Source organism: Staphylococcus sp. MB377, from assembly GCF_001922505.1.
Lineage (GTDB): Bacteria > Bacillota > Bacilli > Staphylococcales > Staphylococcaceae > Staphylococcus > Staphylococcus haemolyticus.
This window is the reverse complement of record NZ_MAON01000022.1, coordinates 158,485-174,988: the sequence shown is the minus strand read 5'-3', so window position 1 is coordinate 174,988 and position 16,504 is coordinate 158,485. Positions and strand designations below refer to the sequence as shown.

The following is a 16,504-nucleotide window of genomic DNA, read 5'->3' as shown; positions in this document are numbered from 1 at the left end:
TTTTTAATAACTAGTTTAATTATATACATAATCGTTCTATGAAAAAAGTGTTAACATAAAGTTTTCATCTTTTATCTAGAATAAAGGATAGACACCTAATATCTTAGTTAGCATTGGCTATTACTATTAGACACATCTCAGAAATGCTATAATTTTCTATTATGAATTATTTGAGGTGTAACTATGAAATCATTCACATTTTTCATGCATAATATTTATGCATTAGGTGGAACAGTTAAAGCAGTTTCTGAATTAGCTAATACACTTGCCGACAAAGGACATCACATAGAAATTATTTCTGTGTTTCGAGCTCAAGACGAGCCTTACTTTGAAATAAATGACAAAATAAAAATAAAGACATTAGTAGACTACCGTTTAAAACCTCAGAACACTAAAGCAATAATGATGAATCGTTTAAATAAATATACTTCACTATTGAAACCAAAAGAAATAAATCAGTTTGAACCCGGGTTAAATCAATTTTCCAAATATGTAGAACATAAAATGATTAAAGCAATTAAAAAAGTAGATACAGATGTACTCGTAGGTACTAGAGCGAGCTTTAATATTTTAATTTCAAAGTATCATTCAAACGATGTCATAACTGTGGGAATGGAACATATGAACCTACATGCTCATCCGGAAAATTATCAACAAGATATACTCACTGCCTATCGCAACATAGATTTAGTCACAACGCTAACTCAACAAGATCAATTGAATTACGAGCAACAAATCGACACACCTGTTTATACAATTCCAAATATCATCAATCCAGTAAAATATGCTACTAAGAAAGAAAATATCATTATTAGTGCGGGTAGATTAGAATTTGAAAAAGGGTTTGATATTTTAATAGAAAGTGTTCGCCGTATTCAAAATGACCTTAAGCGATTGAATTTTAAAGTAGAAATATACGGTGATGGTCAAGAGCGTGGACATTTGCAACAATTGATTGATCAGCATCAATTAAATGATTTAATTACTATCTATCCTGCAACTCAACAACTTAATACCAAATTATCTAACAGTAAAATTACTGTGGTTCCGTCGAGAAATGAAGGCTTTGGTATGGTTTTATTAGAAGCTATGGCTCAAGATAATATTGTTATCAGCTTTAAAAATATACTTGGACCTGCTAGCATTATTAATCATAATTCCAATGGCTATTTAGCCAATTATGGTGATGCAGGTTCATTAGCAAAATATATAGACATCGCTATGAATCACGTCGATGAAGCTAGTCAGATGATCAATGAAGGACATGTTACTTTGAAACAATATACGCCTAACACGGTTTATGAAAAATTTATGACCGCAATTAATAACGTTTAATTCTACTTATAATTATGTTTATTTATGGGGACTGCTATGAATATTGAAAAAGCCCGTAAACGAATTTTTACAATTCATTTACGGGCAATTTTTGAAATAATTATGTCTTAGAATAATATTGTATATTAATTACAGAATTAGAGATAAGATAAATGTCCAAATACAGATGAAGATTAGTAATCCAACACTGTAACGTAATGTCATTTTAAGTAATTCTGATTCTTTACCTACTTCTTTAACAGCAGCAGTCGCAATTGCTATTGATTGAGGTGAAATTAATTTCGCTGCTACACCACCCACTGTATTTGAAGCTACTAGTAATGAACCACTTGTTCCAATTTGTTGTGCAACTGAAGCTTGAATTGGTGCGAATAATGAGTTGTTATTAACAACTGATCCTGTCATAAATACGCCTATCCAACCTAAGATTGGTGATAACACTGGGAACACGTTTCCAGCTTTAGCAATACCTTGACCCATTGCTGCACTTAAACCACCATATGTAGTGATTTTTGAGATTGCTAAGATGAAACAAATTGTTAAAACTGGTAACCATAGTTCTTTAAAAGTTACACCGAATAAACGTCCTGCATCTCCGAAACTTACTTTCTTAGCCATTAATATTGTAATAATAATTGTAATTAAAATCGCAGTACCAGTTTGACCAATAAAATTGAAACTTAACATAATTGGTTTATGAGCGACTTCACTGAAAGTACCTGGTAAATTAAAGTTAAGCACTAATGAAGATAATTTACCATTTGGTAAGAATAAGTTCTTAAAGAATGGTGCGCTCCAAATCATAACTACAACTGTTAATATAACAAATGGACTCCATGCATAGATAATTTCTTTTGCATTGTGATGTTTCACCGGTTCAGGTTCCACATCTTTTTGTACTCTGAAAATATGTTTTGGTTGGAATTTTCTAGAGAATAAAGCTAAAGCTCCCATAGTTACTAATGGTGGGATAATATCAGCTAATTCAGGTCCGTTAAATACTGTTAGTAAACCTTGTAATACTGTATACGTAACAGATACAACTAAGATAGCAGGTAATGTTTCTTTTACACCTTTTAAACCATCAATGATAAAGATAAGTAAAAATGGTATAAAGAAGTTAATAATTGCTAATGTTAATGTAGATGTTTGAGATACACCCATTGCGTGAACGGCACCTGGTAAGTGTAGTGTATCTACAACACCTACTGGAATTCCTATAGCACCAAAAGCACCTGAAGCAGCATTTGCTACTAAACATAACATTGCAGCTTGTAAAGGTCTAAAACCTAATTGAGCAAGTAATAACGCACAAATTGCAATCGGTACACCAAAACCAGCTGCACCTTCTAAAAATGCATTAAATGAGAAACCAATGAGTAATAATTGTATACGTTGGTCTTGTGAAATACTTGTAATACTGTCTTGAATCGTATTAAATTGACCAGATTCTTGAGTGATTTTATAAAGTAATACTGCCATCATGACAATATAACCAATCGGAATAATACCTTGATAGAATCCTTCTACAACACCACCTGTTGCAATGCCAAGTGGTAATTTGAAGAACGGGATAGCAATAAGTAATGTAACAACTAACGTTGTGATAGCTGCATAGATACCTTTCATTTTAAAAACGGTTAAGCATAATAAGAATAGAATAATAGGTACTGCGGCTATTAAACTAGATAATACCAAATTATCAAATGGATTAAATGTTTGAACTAACATAATTCTGACTCTTCTTTCCTTTAGTTTGTATTAATGATCACTCTAGCGATATTGACAATTGAAGTTTGACTATACTTCTAATTGTTATATTGTTTATTAGTTTGTCGACAAGTTAATAATGCTAGATTTCACAAATTTATATCTTGTGAACTTTTTCACAATAAAAATATACCATCTTTCTACTTAAATGACAATACTATATAGTACTTTTTATAAAATTTTTGTTAAATTTTCAACAAAATAAAATCCCACTATTTTTCAACGAAAATTTCCAAACATTTCAATTATATAATGATGTAATTTTTGTAAATATGAATTTTTTTTAGTCACATGGTAAAATATATTTAAGAAATTTAAGAGTTAAAGGACAATGTATGATGATTAAACAAATAAATATTTCTAACATGCGCCATCTTGCATTACAATTAAACAAAGCCAAATCAGCTGGTTTTTCACATTTCATTCCTTATTCAAATGATATTAAAATCAATCATGATATGTTGGAAGCTATAGACTTAACACATAATTCAATAGCAGTAGATTATACTTTAAATGGTTTATATTTAAATGACTGTCGTTATTTTGGTGAAGATACATTAACATTTTTATCATGGATGAAAAATATTAACCACTATCCTAATATTATTTTCAATATTGAACGTGCTTTATTACATTTATCTAAGTATAACATTAAATCTATTATGGATTTAGCCGTCATTTCTGTTTTAAAAGACGAAATTGATATAGACAATCACGTCGTTTTTAATTTCATCAATGAATGTCGAACTAGCCATGCTTTCTGGGCATCATTAGATACTTTTGATATTAAAAAAATAAATCATTTTGATTTGAACAAATTGGCATACATTCATGGTCACTCTATACCTTACAGTAAATTCAAATATCCTGGTAAAGAAGAAGAAATGCGATTTGTGGATAGTTGGCTTGTTACAACTAAGTTTAAATTACCAAAATGGCTATATAACAAAATGCAAAATCATGCATTAAAAAAACATCGTAATCTAAGCTATGTATATGATAAAGATTCTTCAAAAGTAAAAAACCATGTTGTTTTTTTAGGTTTTGATTATGGTTATAGAGGCAATTCTAAGTATTTATTTAATTATTTTGTGAAGAGAAATCCTACCACGGAAGCTTATTTCATTACTAACGATAGACGTGGACCATACTTTTTACCTACTGATGCTGAGAATAATAAAGAACTTATTGAAACAGCAAAAATTGTAGTCATTGAAAGTTATATTCCTGATGAATTCAAACCAAATGGTACTGTTATTCAATTGTGGCATGGAACCCCAATTAAAAAATTATTCTTAGATAGTAAAGAACCAGATCAAAATAAAAATATTTATAATTACAAAGCACGAAAGTATAATAAATGGCTCAAACAAGATTATCTTTTAACAGATTCTGAATCAGCTGAGGGATTATTTGAAACAGCCTTCCCTACTCAACATACTCAAATGATACCTTATGGTTATCCAAGAATTAGCTATTTACTACATTATCAGAATGATAAAAATCATCAGAAGAAAATTAAAGATGCATTAAATGTTGATCGAACAAAGCCAATTTTATTGTATGCACCAACATGGCATGCGACAAAAGATTCAACTGAATTGATGTCGATTTCACCAGAATTATTAGAAGAATATCACGTCATTTTTAAAGGTCACATAGAGGATGACATGACACTTCCAGAAGGTGCAATTGAAGCACCAAATCATATTGAAACCCAAGATTTATTATTAATATCTGATGTCGTAATTACTGATTATTCTTCAATTATCTTTGATGCTTTAACTATTGGCAAAAAAATATGTCTCTATACACCAAATCATTCATCATATCAGCAAGAGCGTGGTGTTTATGATGATGTTATGGAAAGTTTATCTAAAGTTTGGTATACAGATGAAGATTTATTACACAATAACTTAATCCATCATACATTAACTGATATTTCAAATCATCAACTCGTGAACCGTAATAACACCTCACTAAAAAGACTAACTCAACTTATGCGAGATATTATCAATAATAAATGAACAATATATAGCCTGGGACATAATTCAATGCCTCAGGCTACATATATATTGGCAGTAGTTGACTAAATTAAAAGCGCACTTGTAACAAGCTTTTTTAATTCTAGTCAACCTTACCAAGGGATGGGGCCCCGAACCCCAACTCCCCTATTTTATTAGACCAAGCTTTATTCGTTCTATAGCTAAACTTCTCTTTCCATTATTAAATCTATATCGACTACTTCACCTGTTATAAATTCATGCTGTCCAGTGACTTCAAAGCCGTGTTTCCTATAGAATGATAATGCTTGTTGATTATGTTCCCATACACCTAACCAAACTTTATTTTTATTTAGTTCTTTCGCTTTATCAAGAGCCAATTGAATAAACTTTTGTCCTCTTCCTCCACCTTGATAAGTCTTGTAGAAATAAATTCTTTGAATCTCCAAATAATCTTCACCTTTAGGCTCAGTTTGAGCATTACCGACATTAAGTTTTAAATACCCTGCAATTTGATCATTCACCTTGTAAAAATAATGAAATGAATTAGGATTATTTAATTCATTTAACAACACTTTTTCATTATAGGTTTCTTTGAAAAATTGATTAAAATCATCATCTGAATATTCTCCTTCAAACGTGTCATAAAACGTTGTCTCAGAAATTTGTCGTAAATCACTCACATCCATATTTTCAATCATTGTTATATATTCACTCATCATTCCTACCTCCTAAAATACCGCTCATTATCCATTTTTTATTTTGTAACTTATTCCCTATTTACATGCCTCTATGCATTAAATTCGTTTTATTTATGAACAGAGCAAATTTCTATTGATAATATTTATCAATAAGTATAAAGTATAGATGATATTATTAACAATAATGAGTGAGGTTATCAATATGTTTGTATTAGGAATTACAGGACCGACAAGTTTAGTCGTTATTAGCATAATTGCATTAATTATTTTTGGACCTAAAAAATTACCACAATTTGGTCGAGCAATTGGTAGTACTTTGAAAGAATTTAAATCTGCAGCAGAAAATATAGATACAGATGAAAGTCATGATACTCCCAGTAAAGAGTCAAAACAACAACGAGAACACATTAAATAGTAATACACTTCTAGGACACTTTGATGAACTACGATCGCGTCTCGTCAAAGTGTTCATCGCTTTTATTGTTGCAACGATAATCGTATATGTATCATCACATTGGTGGATGAAACCATTTATACACTATATTAAACGTGCACATGTAACACTACATGCATTTTCATTTACTGAAATGATTCAGATTTACATTATGATTATCTTCTTTGTAGCGTTGTGTTTAATTATACCTATTATGTTTTACCAATTATGGGCTTTTATTGCACCTGGCCTCCATGTTAATGAACGGGGATTTATTATTAAATATAGCTTATGGTGTGCACTGTTATTTATAATTGGAGTAGCATTTGCGTTTTTTATAGGATTTCCATTAATTATAAATTTCTCTTTAACATTATCTGAAGTTTTAAGTATTGAGCCTGTTATTGGTTTTAAAGCCTATTTGCATGAGTTAATACGATGGTTGCTAATTTTTGGTGTTCTTTTTCAACTCCCAACATTATTTATGGGTCTAGCTAAATTTGACTTAATCAATGTTAATGAACTAAAACACTATCGTAAGTATATTTATTTTGGTTGTTTTGTAGTGGCGAGTATTATTGCCCCACCAGATATTACTTTGAATTTATTATTAACATTGCCTTTGATTATTTTATTTGAATTCAGTATGTTTATCGCAAGAATTTCACAACGATCATAATAACTAATAAACCTCGAGTACTTTTTATCCTCACAAGTCTCGAGGTTTTATTTTACTATTCATGATAATTAGTTTGGATTAGTATTCTTTTGTTTGTTTTGGCGATTTTTTAAAATGAAGAACACAATGAACACTATATATATTAATTGAGCTACTATTGACTCAATATTAGGATAAAATCCTATAAAACCAATTGTAGGTAAACCTTCAATACCATGTTGTGGAAGTGTGCCTAACAATTGTAGTTTTTGAACACTTACACCAAGCATTTTGAATGCCATAATAAAAATTAAAATTGAAAGTACTCTAAAGATGTAATAAATTGGAATAAGTTTCACTATAAATCTAAATAATAATGCGAAGATAATTAAAATTACAATCGCTAAAGCAATACCAATGACGAAGTCCATTGTTGTAATACTGCCTATCATACCCATGTAGAAAATAATCACTTCTACACCTTCACGTAAAACAGAAATCAATCCAATTGTACCTAACAATACTAGATTACCGTTACTAATAGCGTTTTGATACATATTTTGAATCATATCATTCCAACGTTTTGCACTTGATCGTCTATGCATCCAAATACCAACGATATACATTAGAACCACTGCAATTATTCCTAGTGTTGCTTCCATTCCCTCTCGTAGTAATCCATTATTGCCTAGCGTTTGTATGAATACAACTGCTAACGTAATACTTAGTATTAAGCCTAATATTGAACCACCGATAACACTAGCTGTACCTTTATTATCTTTAACATTACGTGTCATTGTAGTTAATGTCATAATGACCAACAATACCTCTAAACCTTCACGTAAAAAGATAATCATAACATCTACAAATGTATAACCGTCTTGACCAACAGTGTCTTTGATATCATTGTTAATGTCTTTTAATCCGTCTTTAACGCGATCTTTGTTACTCTGGTCTAGAATACTTTGATAATACGGTATTTTATCTTCAATTGTAGTATATAATGAACCGTTTTTTGTTTGAATTTTCCCTTCAACATATGGCCAAATTTGAACAAATTTAGATAATGCCGCATCAGTTTGATCTAAATTATTATCTTCTATCCCTTTAATCGCTTTATTTAACTCATCATTTAGTTGCGTTACTTTATATTTATCATTATCCGAGCTGGATTGTTTTTGATCGACCGTATCAATACTTGATTTGAAGGTTGTCCAGGCATTGTCAACTTTCTTAGTATCTAAAGGTTCTTTTTGGATAGCAACACGTAGTTGCATTAAGTTCACTTCAATTTGTCCATATTTACCTTCATCATAATTTCTTATGGCTGTTTCATGAGTCGTCCAAATTTGATTTAAACTATTGTTAATAGATTGTAGCTCTGACTCATTTTTACTTTTGATTGCTTTTTTAATAGGATCATCTTTTGCAGCAACTTGTTGCTTCAATGTTTTAATTTCACCACTGATATCTTTGGTAGAAACTGCATCTTCATAAGCGATTAATGATTTAGTTAATTGTGATAATTTATCAGCTTTAGCATTCATTGAAGAGGCTTTATCTACCGCTTCAAGTTTTGACTTTACGTCTTTACCTTCTTTGTTATCTTTAATGTTTAAAGATTTTACTTTTTCTTTAATATCAGCAAGTGCACTTTGTTTTTCTTTATTACTTTTATCTTTATCTTCTATAGTTGATTTTGCATCAGTTATCGCTACATACACATCACTTATTTTGCTATCATCTGCAGCATTTACTTGATGTGCTGAGACAATTCTAATAACCGTGAGAATAAGGACTAGCGCAACGACTAATTTAGTTAAATAAGGTTTCACCGATATAGCCTCCCTTTTTTACACCTGGTAACACAAGGAAGGATGCAGAACCTCGATGCGTAATATATTCATTTAACTTATCACTGTGTCCTAAATTGTTTTGAATATCGATAAATTGTTGAGTTGATTTTTGGAAACAAATAAACATTAATCCTGTTTCCAACGCCCCCGTTTTGGCATTTGTTCCATCATTATAATTATATGCACGTCGTTTGATTGATGTTTTCACTTCACGTGCTAGACGCGCATGCGCATTTGGATCGATAACATATTGACCACTACTATCTTTAGCGTCTAAATCTATATTGTCGAATTCTTTTTTACCGGTTAATGGTGCTCCGGATGCTCGTTTACGTCCGAAAGTAGCTTCTTGCTCTTCTAATGATGTACGGTCCCATGTTTCTATATGAATTTGAATGCGTCGAATAATGCAATACGTTCCATTTTTAGCCCAACCGTCGTCAATGAAGACATACTTTTTAAGCTCGTTATTTTTGCGAGGATTAACTGTACCATCTTTAAATGCCATTAAATTTCTAGGCGTTTCTTCTAGTTTGCCAGAGACAAAACCATTTTGTGACCATTTCATTTTAACAACATCTCTAAATGATCGAATTAAGTTGTGAATCGCATGGAATGTTACTTGTGGATCATTTGAACACGCTTGAATCATGATATCTCCATCACTGTATTCATCATCTAATTGGTCATTAGGAAAATGTGGTAAATCTTTAAATCCAGATGGGATTTTTGATGACATACCAATCTTTTTCAAAAATGATTTACTAATACCGTATGTCAATGTTAATTTACTAGCACCTAATCCAATTGATTCTCCAGTATCAACAGGGGGTAATAATACATTTTGACTATCTTTTTCAGCAGGTGCACCATCAGTCATATTGACTGACATTTGCGTCCACTTCTTAAACATGTCTTTAATCGCTTGTTTATCTTTAGTCTTTAACTCTAATGCAACGAAGTTACAATTTTTTTGTGTCGGTGTTGTAATACCTGCTTGTACACGTCCATAAAATTCAAATGCATCTTTATCTTCATTCTCAGGTGTATCGAACATCGATTTAAATGAAAAAATACTGCCTGCGCCACTAGCACCGATAACCACACCAGCGCCACCTATTCCTAACATTTTTAGAAAAGAGCGACGAGATACTTGGTCACTTTGATTATGATCTACTTTACTCATTCTGTAACCACAGCCATTTTACTTAGTGGTTCACCAAGTGAATTTACAGCATCTGATAGAGCTTTTCTATCTTCTTTAGTAACTGCACTATAATCTTTGAAGCCGTCACCGTCTTTATACTTGTCTAATAGTTGGTTAACTTTATCAAAGTTCTTTTGAATATCAGCACTTAATTTTTTATCTTTTTTATTTAACTCAGGTTTAAACAATTCGTAGATTTTTTGTGCACCTTCGATATTAGCTTTAAAATCGTATAAGTCTGTATGTGAGTAAATCTCTTCTTCACCTGTAATTTTTGAAGTTGAAACTTCATTTAATAAATCAACTGATCCTTGTAACATTAATTTAGGAGTAATATCTAAAGTATCTGCTTTCGCATCTAATTCTTTAGCATCTTTTAATAATTGATCAGCATCTTTTTTAGTTGTTTCATCTATTTTATTATCTTGATAAAGTGATTTCTCAATCTTATGATAACCTGTCCATTGATCTTCTTTTTTCTCTTCTTTCATATCTGCTAAACGAGCATCAATCTTAGGATCTAAATCACCAAAAGCTTCCGCAACAGGTTCTGATCTTTCATAATACATACGTACTTTAGGATATAATTCTTTCGCTTTATCCATATCATCTGCTTTTATAGCTGCAACAAATTTTTCAGTTCCATCCAAAAATTTATCAAGTTGACCATCTGTATACTTCTCATATTCTTTAGTTGCTTTTTGTAAAGCTACTTTGTTATCCCCTTTACTACTCTGCGATTGCTTATCTTTATTACTATTATCGTCACTATGACTATTGTTGCCACAAGCCGCTAAAAATAAAGAAGATGCTAATAAAATAGTTGGTAATTTTTTCATTATGTATTCACCTCAATATAGTTTAGAAGATTATCATTTGAAGATGAATCGTGTAATTATGTATACATCATATTTAACACCAACTTAATATCGTTGTTATGTCGTCTTTTATATTCATATAAACACTTTTATTTTTTCAATTGATAATCATTATCAAATTTATTATAGGTTTAGCCCAATAAAGTGTCAATAACAATTCAAATACATTTTTAAATAAAAATTTTTTTATTTTTTGAAGCCAAGAGACTTTTAATTTACCTTATATTTATAAGGCTTTAAAGCATACAATTGGTTTATTAAGGGTATAAAATAAGCACTAATACAATATATAAAGGAGTCACATAATATGAGTAATCAATTTAAAGCTTTTTTAGTGGATAAAAACAACGATGGAAGCGTTAATAGTGACTTTACTCAGTTAACAACTGATGATTTACCTGAAGGTGAAGTCTTAATCAAAGTTCATTATTCAGGTATTAATTATAAAGACGCATTAGCTACAACGGATAATAATCAAATCCTTAAATCTTATCCTATGGTTCCTGGTATAGATTTAGCTGGTACCGTTGTTGAATCAGAAGATCCAACAATTAATGAAGGTGAAGAAGTCATTGTAACAAGCTATGATATGGGTGTAAGTCATTATGGAGGATTTAGTGAATACGCACGTGTAAATTCCGATTGGGTAGTTAAATTGCCTGATAATATGACTTTAGAAGAAGCTATGATTTATGGTACAGCAGGATATACTGCCGGTTTAGCTATTGAAAAATTGGAAAAAGCTGGTTTCATGACACTGGAGGGCGGCAAAGTACTTGTACGTGGCGCATCTGGTGGTGTAGGCGCATTGGCAGTGCTTATGCTTTCTAATTTAGGATATAAAGTAGTTGCTAGTACAGGAAACAAACATGCGGGTGACAAACTAGAAGCTTTAGGGGCGAATGAAATTATTGATCGTATTACAGATAATGATGAAAAGCCATTAGGTTCAAGAACTTGGCAAGCTGCCATTGACCCTATTGGAGGAAATGGAACACCTTTTGTCACTAATCGTATAGATAATAATGGTGGTGTCGCACTAATTGGCTTAACAGGTGGTGTTTCTTTTGATACAACTGTCTATCCATTTATTTTAAGAGGCGTAAGTCTAGTTGGTATAGATTCTGTATTCACACCAATGAAATTACGTGAACGTGTTTGGAGACGTTTAGCAACTGACTTAAAATCTGACAAACTTCATGATATTAAAAAAGTCATTTCATTTTCAGAATTACCAGATGCGATCTCAACTGTTTTAAACCACGATAATTTCGGTCGTATTATTATTGATTTTGATGCATAGTTAAATCAAAAAAAACACTAGGACAATCCAGTCTCAATATCATAGAATGAAACAATATAAAAACATGTTTTTCTATGATTTCGATTTGTCCTAGTGGTTTTTTTAATTAAAACACGATATACATGCCACCTGATTTTGGCTCAGTAGTCTTGAATCCAAATTTTTCGTATAGTTTGTCAGCTGGATAGTCTGCTATCAAACTAACATAAGTTCCCTTTTCAGCTACGGAATTAATATATGCCATTATTTTTTTCAAAATAAGCCTACCATAGCCTTGTCCTTGATAATCTGGATCAACGGCTATATCTACAATTTGAAATGTCGTTCCACCATCACCTATAACTCTGCCCATTCCAATCAATTGTTGATTTTCATAAATCGTAATATTGAAACAGCCATTTGGTAAACCGTTTCGAGCTGCAGTTTCTGATTTAGGGCTCATTCCTGCTTTAACTCTTAAGTCACAATACGCTTGAGCCTCTGGTGGCTCATTAGAATATCTAATCATTATTTTCTATCCCCTTAATATAATCTCATAAATATTGATTAATAACTTTTTTATTTGATTCTTTGAATACATCATTGTGACTTGAAACATATCCTTCTTTGTATGCATCAGGGTCAATGTAAGTTTTAGCTAAGTTTGCTGCATTTCCAGCATCACTAAACGCGCTAGCAATGAGGTGTACTTTAGCATCATGATGTACGATATCCCCACAAGCAAAGATGCCAGGAATATTTGTTGACGTGTTGCCAAAGCCTTTAACACGATATTCATCGTATAAATCAAGTTTAGATGTACAGTCTTTAAGTAGTGGATTCTCATGATCAAAACCATGACTAACAATAACATCATCAAACGCTTGTGTCGTAACTTCTCCAGTCTCAATATTTTCAAGTTTTACTTCTTTAATACATTTACATTTATTGTCACCTATTAACTCTTTAATTTGTGTTTTAGGCAACAGGTTCACATTTAACGCTTTAAGTACACTTATCATTGCTTCATAGCCTTTAATGTCTGATTTTCTATAAACAAGTGTAATCGAATTTGCAATATTAGCTAAATCTCTTGCCCAATCTAAAGCAGTGTTACCCCCACCAGAAATTAGAATATCTTTTCCCTTAAATTTTGAGAAAGATTGCACAACATAATGTAAATTTGTTAAACGATAACGCTCTGCATCTTTAATTTGAAGAGGCTTAGGATTAATAATCCCTCCGCCGACAGCAAATATTACAGCTTTTGAGTCATAAATTTTTCCGCTATCTGTTTCTACTTCAAAGTGTCTTTCTTCTATTTTGCGTATATCTGTTACACGTTCGTTCAAATTAACTTTAGGGTTAAAATGTAAGCCTTGGTTAATCATATCTTTAATGATTTCATTGCAAGGTTTAGGCGCTACACCACCAATATCCCAAATAATCTTTTCTGGATAGATTTGCATCTTTCCACCTAATTTATCTTGTACGTCAATGATTCGCACAGACATTCCTCGTAAACCAGCATAGAAACTCGCAAATAATCCAGCAGGTCCACCACCAATAATAGTTACATCTTGCATTGTAAATCCTCCCAAGATTATGTCCCGTTTCGAATGATAATTATTATCATTGTTTTGCCTTAATTATACTATATGTGCATATATTATTGAAGAAAATCATATTTTAATTGCAATTCTACTTTTATTAGCTAAAAAAAGACTTTTCATCAATAACACGATTGTGCTATTAAAAATGAAAAGTCTCACTTCAAATCAATTAATCTCTTGGTTCTTTGAGTGCTGCTTGTCGAATTAAGAAAAATAACAATAATAATCCTGCTAGCATTCCTGTATGACCAATACCTGCAAATCCAGCAAATGCTTCTGGAGAAAAACTTTTTCCTAATACTTGGAACGTTCCTTTCGTTACCATCATACCAATGGTTGCTATAACACTAATGTTATAAACGATGAAGAACCAGTTAAATAAATAGTAACTACTTAATTTAAATACTTTTTCTAATGGTATCAGTATTAAAAACATAAACATACCTAAAATAAGTGTATGCGTATGTACAATAGATAATTGTGTATCACCCGTAAAATGATGTGCTTTTGTCAATTCTCTATAATAGAATCCGCTGAAAAGTCCCAAGATCATATAGACCAAAAATGCATATAGTAATCGTCGCATAAACAATGCCTCCCTCACATTATTATTATAATTTATTATCATCAACTTTACAGTGACAATATTTGTAATATTGAGTCACTTGTTAATAAATAGAATTATGAGAGTGAGGTACTTTAACTGAGTCAAACTTAATATACAATTCAACTCAGTTAAATAAGTTATGCCTATTTACAAAGAGACTTGGTCCTAGCCTCACTCGTAATATTATTTATTTCTTGAATGTTTAAATAATGCGACTAATGATAATATAATTGCGATGATTGACACGATCCATAAAGCAATTGAACCGCTTGAAGAAGTTTGTTCACTAGCAGTATCTTTTGATTTTTCATCTTTTACATCTACTGCATTAGCATTCTTTTTAACTTCTAACGTAGGCGCTGGGTGTTCACTATTTTCTTTTCCAGTCCATTTAACTTTATCATCGTTATCATAGGTTTGAATTGCTTTAAATGCATACTTGCCTTCATCTTTAGGGCTGGCTACAACAATTGGAAAATCCATAAATTCATCTGGCCCAATACCTTTACCTTTAGCAGTCCAAATAATTTTAGTAATGTTACCTTTTTTATCTTTATCTAATTTATACTTATAGCCCTCTACTGGTTGTATATTAACAACTTGAACTTCTTTTGGAACTTCTAATTCTACTTTTTCAGTATGATCTTTTTGTTCTACAGGAACTCTAACATCTACTTTTTCATAAGATTCTGGGTCAACTGCTTTTGGGTTTAAAGTAACATGCGCATCTGCTACTTTAAAGAAACCTAATGTAAAAAAGAGTATGAAACTTGTAGCTAATAATTTTTTTATCATCTTTTTTCTCCTTCTATGGAATACTGATTTGGCTCATAATTACTCCGACTAAAATAAGTAATATACCAATTAAAACTTCTATAATTAATGAAGATTTATTTACTCTATTACGTTTATTGAGTGCACGTGTTGTTTGCAATAATCCCAATAACATCATTATTAAAGTACCAAAAACTTTAAATAATAAGAATACCGTCCAAGTTTGCATATTTGTCCAAATTGACAAAATCTTCGTTTGATCAATAGACATTAATACACCTGAAATAATGATTATTGCTACCGCAGCAGCATTAACTTTAAATAATATTTCTCGCAATAAATCTACGGCATCTTTTTTACGTGTAAATACTGAAATCAATAAATAGCTTAATGCACCTAACCATAAACTAATACCTATTAAATGTAGTGTTCTTAGTATGATAGACCATAATGGTACGCTTTGTGACCATGCATGTCCTGACATACTTATAGCTAGAATCATTGCAATAGATACAATCCAGTACCATGATTTCTCCATGTTTCTTAAGACGAATAAACCACTTAAAACAATTAAAGCAATGGCACTTAATATGTAAGGGAATTGTGTTATTGCACTAGGCTCAAGGGATAATATTGCATCTAATACATCCGAAGACAATGTCATCAAATAAAGTACAAGTGACATCAAGTATGCCATCATCATTATTAAAGACACTGCAACATGTCTAGGAAATACATCGAATGTAGATAGGTTATTACGTCGTGCAATACCATTTAACCAATATAGACCTACAAGAATAATCGTTGCACCTTCAGCTATGTATCTGAATAATCCAAACCAGAAATTAGGTGTTTCGTAAAATGCTGGAGATGTATCAACTCCGTTAGCTGTCTTCTTACCTACTGAGAACTCAAAACGATCACTAATCTCATGACCGTCAGCAGATACTGTATGCCATTCTAATTTCTGTGTCCCTTGTTGAACTTTATCAGTAGGAAATGTAAGTGTCTTAGAATGTCCGGTTGTTGTAGGATCTATATCCCCTACTTTATTACCTTTATCATTATATATTGTGATGCCTGAGTATTCAGCGTTAACGGGTTCATTAAATGTTAACTCTATCGTATCAGGCGCTTTCGATATAACCCCATTTTGTGGTGGTGTAGTTTTTTCCAAAGTTGCATGCGCAGATGCGACATTATGAAGTATCGGAATTAACAATAATAAAAACATCATTATCAATGCCAAAGCTACTTTAGAACTTCGCTGTAAATTCACCATTGACGTCCTCCCATAAAATTTTGCTCATTTACTTATGATAAAATAATGCGTGCTATTTAACAATAATTATTCTAATTTGCCACTTTTTATCCAAAAATAAAAGCG

Annotated in this window: 15 protein-coding genes; 5 read left to right on the top strand and 10 right to left on the bottom strand. The window is 31.5% G+C overall.

The annotated features are described in order from the left end of the window. Nucleotides 1–183: 183 nt before the first annotated feature. Nucleotides 184–1,335 carry a glycosyltransferase family 4 protein gene (locus tag BB045_RS05990; protein WP_053021425.1) on the top strand — a complete coding sequence of 384 codons (1,152 nt, stop codon included), beginning with the start codon at nucleotides 184–186 and terminating at the stop codon, nucleotides 1,333–1,335. Between the two features lie 129 nt (nucleotides 1,336–1,464). Here the strand turns inward: BB045_RS05990 and BB045_RS05985 are convergent, their stop codons facing one another. After that, nucleotides 1,465–3,066, bottom strand: coding sequence for an L-lactate permease (locus tag BB045_RS05985; RefSeq protein ID WP_053021429.1), 1,602 nt, complete (start codon nucleotides 3,064–3,066; stop codon nucleotides 1,465–1,467). 377 nt (nucleotides 3,067–3,443) lie between these two features. On the opposite strand from BB045_RS05985, the gene BB045_RS05980 reads away from it, so the two are divergent. Continuing rightward, nucleotides 3,444–5,132: a CDP-glycerol glycerophosphotransferase family protein gene (locus BB045_RS05980; RefSeq protein WP_070442643.1), complete on the top strand. Its 1,689-nt coding sequence runs from the start codon at nucleotides 3,444–3,446 to the stop codon at nucleotides 5,130–5,132. Nucleotides 5,133–5,311: 179 nt separating this feature from the next. Here the strand turns inward: BB045_RS05980 and BB045_RS05975 are convergent, their stop codons facing one another. Continuing rightward, nucleotides 5,312–5,827 (bottom strand): GNAT family N-acetyltransferase, encoded by a 516-nt coding sequence (locus tag BB045_RS05975; protein ID WP_070442526.1) that lies wholly within the window; start codon nucleotides 5,825–5,827, stop codon nucleotides 5,312–5,314. Nucleotides 5,828–5,993: 166 nt separating this feature from the next. Between BB045_RS05975 and BB045_RS05970 the strand changes: the two genes are divergently transcribed. Both BB045_RS05970 and tatC read left to right on the top strand, forming a co-directional pair. Continuing rightward, a complete protein-coding gene (locus BB045_RS05970) occupies nucleotides 5,994–6,224 on the top strand; it encodes a twin-arginine translocase TatA/TatE family subunit (protein ID WP_370444502.1) in 231 nt (76 codons plus the stop codon). Beyond that, entirely contained in the window at nucleotides 6,175–6,921 is a 747-nt protein-coding gene (gene tatC, locus BB045_RS05965; protein ID WP_053022222.1) for a twin-arginine translocase subunit TatC, read from the top strand. The genes BB045_RS05970 and tatC overlap by 50 nt, the downstream gene beginning before the upstream one ends. Before the next feature lie 68 nt (nucleotides 6,922–6,989). On the opposite strand, the gene BB045_RS05960 is transcribed toward tatC, so the two are convergent. Genes BB045_RS05960 through efeO form a run of 3 tightly spaced genes read right to left on the bottom strand, consistent with a single transcriptional unit; the run spans nucleotide 6,990 to nucleotide 10,802 of the window. Further along, nucleotides 6,990–8,735, bottom strand: coding sequence for an FTR1 family protein (locus BB045_RS05960; RefSeq protein ID WP_070581976.1), 1,746 nt, complete (start codon nucleotides 8,733–8,735; stop codon nucleotides 6,990–6,992). Next, nucleotides 8,716–9,942 (bottom strand): iron uptake transporter deferrochelatase/peroxidase subunit, encoded by a 1,227-nt coding sequence (gene efeB, locus BB045_RS05955; protein WP_070839551.1) that lies wholly within the window; start codon nucleotides 9,940–9,942, stop codon nucleotides 8,716–8,718. The genes BB045_RS05960 and efeB overlap by 20 nt, the downstream gene beginning before the upstream one ends. After that, complete coding sequence (efeO, locus tag BB045_RS05950; RefSeq protein WP_070442535.1) at nucleotides 9,939–10,802, bottom strand: iron uptake system protein EfeO; 864 nt, start codon at nucleotides 10,800–10,802, stop codon at nucleotides 9,939–9,941. The genes efeB and efeO overlap by 4 nt, the downstream gene beginning before the upstream one ends. Nucleotides 10,803–11,148: 346 nt before the next feature. On the opposite strand from efeO, the gene BB045_RS05945 reads away from it, so the two are divergent. Continuing rightward, nucleotides 11,149–12,144: an acrylyl-CoA reductase family protein gene (locus BB045_RS05945; protein WP_053021444.1), complete on the top strand. Its 996-nt coding sequence runs from the start codon at nucleotides 11,149–11,151 to the stop codon at nucleotides 12,142–12,144. A gap of 106 nt (nucleotides 12,145–12,250) precedes the next feature. Here BB045_RS05945 and BB045_RS05940 read toward each other — a convergent pair whose 3' ends face one another. From BB045_RS05940 to BB045_RS05920, 5 genes are all read right to left on the bottom strand, one after another. Continuing rightward, nucleotides 12,251–12,652: a GNAT family N-acetyltransferase gene (locus BB045_RS05940; protein ID WP_037549998.1), complete on the bottom strand. Its 402-nt coding sequence runs from the start codon at nucleotides 12,650–12,652 to the stop codon at nucleotides 12,251–12,253. Between the two features lie 25 nt (nucleotides 12,653–12,677). Continuing rightward, nucleotides 12,678–13,709 carry an NAD(P)/FAD-dependent oxidoreductase gene (locus BB045_RS05935; RefSeq protein ID WP_070442538.1) on the bottom strand — a complete coding sequence of 344 codons (1,032 nt, stop codon included), beginning with the start codon at nucleotides 13,707–13,709 and terminating at the stop codon, nucleotides 12,678–12,680. Between the two features lie 196 nt (nucleotides 13,710–13,905). Beyond that, the gene (locus tag BB045_RS05930) at nucleotides 13,906–14,322 is read right to left on the bottom strand and encodes a DUF2871 domain-containing protein (RefSeq protein WP_011275005.1); all 417 of its coding nucleotides are present in this window, start codon (nucleotides 14,320–14,322) and stop codon (nucleotides 13,906–13,908) included. Between the two features lie 204 nt (nucleotides 14,323–14,526). Then, nucleotides 14,527–15,138 (bottom strand): YcnI family protein, encoded by a 612-nt coding sequence (locus BB045_RS05925; protein ID WP_070442541.1) that lies wholly within the window; start codon nucleotides 15,136–15,138, stop codon nucleotides 14,527–14,529. 13 nt (nucleotides 15,139–15,151) lie between these two features. Next, complete coding sequence (locus BB045_RS05920; RefSeq protein ID WP_070581968.1) at nucleotides 15,152–16,399, bottom strand: copper resistance CopC/CopD family protein; 1,248 nt, start codon at nucleotides 16,397–16,399, stop codon at nucleotides 15,152–15,154. Nucleotides 16,400–16,504: the final 105 nt, after the last annotated feature.

Excerpts from the sequence above, each read along its gene's own strand:
- BB045_RS05940 (WP_037549998.1), bottom strand. The coding sequence starts at position 12,652 with ATGATTAGATATTCTAATGAGCCACCAGAGGCTCAAGCGTATTGTGAC.
- tatC (WP_053022222.1), top strand. The coding sequence starts at position 6,175 with ATGATACTCCCAGTAAAGAGTCAAAACAACAACGAGAACACATTAAAT.
- BB045_RS05930 (WP_011275005.1), bottom strand. The coding sequence starts at position 14,322 with ATGCGACGATTACTATATGCATTTTTGGTCTATATGATCTTGGGACTT.
- BB045_RS05990 (WP_053021425.1), top strand. The coding sequence starts at position 184 with ATGAAATCATTCACATTTTTCATGCATAATATTTATGCATTAGGTGGA.
- efeB (WP_070839551.1), bottom strand. The coding sequence starts at position 9,942 with ATGAGTAAAGTAGATCATAATCAAAGTGACCAAGTATCTCGTCGCTCT.
- BB045_RS05975 (WP_070442526.1), bottom strand. The coding sequence starts at position 5,827 with ATGAGTGAATATATAACAATGATTGAAAATATGGATGTGAGTGATTTA.
- BB045_RS05985 (WP_053021429.1), bottom strand. The coding sequence starts at position 3,066 with ATGTTAGTTCAAACATTTAATCCATTTGATAATTTGGTATTATCTAGT.
- efeO (WP_070442535.1), bottom strand. The coding sequence starts at position 10,802 with ATGAAAAAATTACCAACTATTTTATTAGCATCTTCTTTATTTTTAGCG.
- BB045_RS05920 (WP_070581968.1), bottom strand. The coding sequence starts at position 16,399 with ATGGTGAATTTACAGCGAAGTTCTAAAGTAGCTTTGGCATTGATAATG.
- BB045_RS05935 (WP_070442538.1), bottom strand. The coding sequence starts at position 13,709 with ATGCAAGATGTAACTATTATTGGTGGTGGACCTGCTGGATTATTTGCG.
- BB045_RS05970 (WP_370444502.1), top strand. The coding sequence starts at position 5,994 with ATGAGTGAGGTTATCAATATGTTTGTATTAGGAATTACAGGACCGACA.
- BB045_RS05980 (WP_070442643.1), top strand. The coding sequence starts at position 3,444 with ATGATTAAACAAATAAATATTTCTAACATGCGCCATCTTGCATTACAA.
- BB045_RS05925 (WP_070442541.1), bottom strand. The coding sequence starts at position 15,138 with ATGATAAAAAAATTATTAGCTACAAGTTTCATACTCTTTTTTACATTA.
- BB045_RS05945 (WP_053021444.1), top strand. The coding sequence starts at position 11,149 with ATGAGTAATCAATTTAAAGCTTTTTTAGTGGATAAAAACAACGATGGA.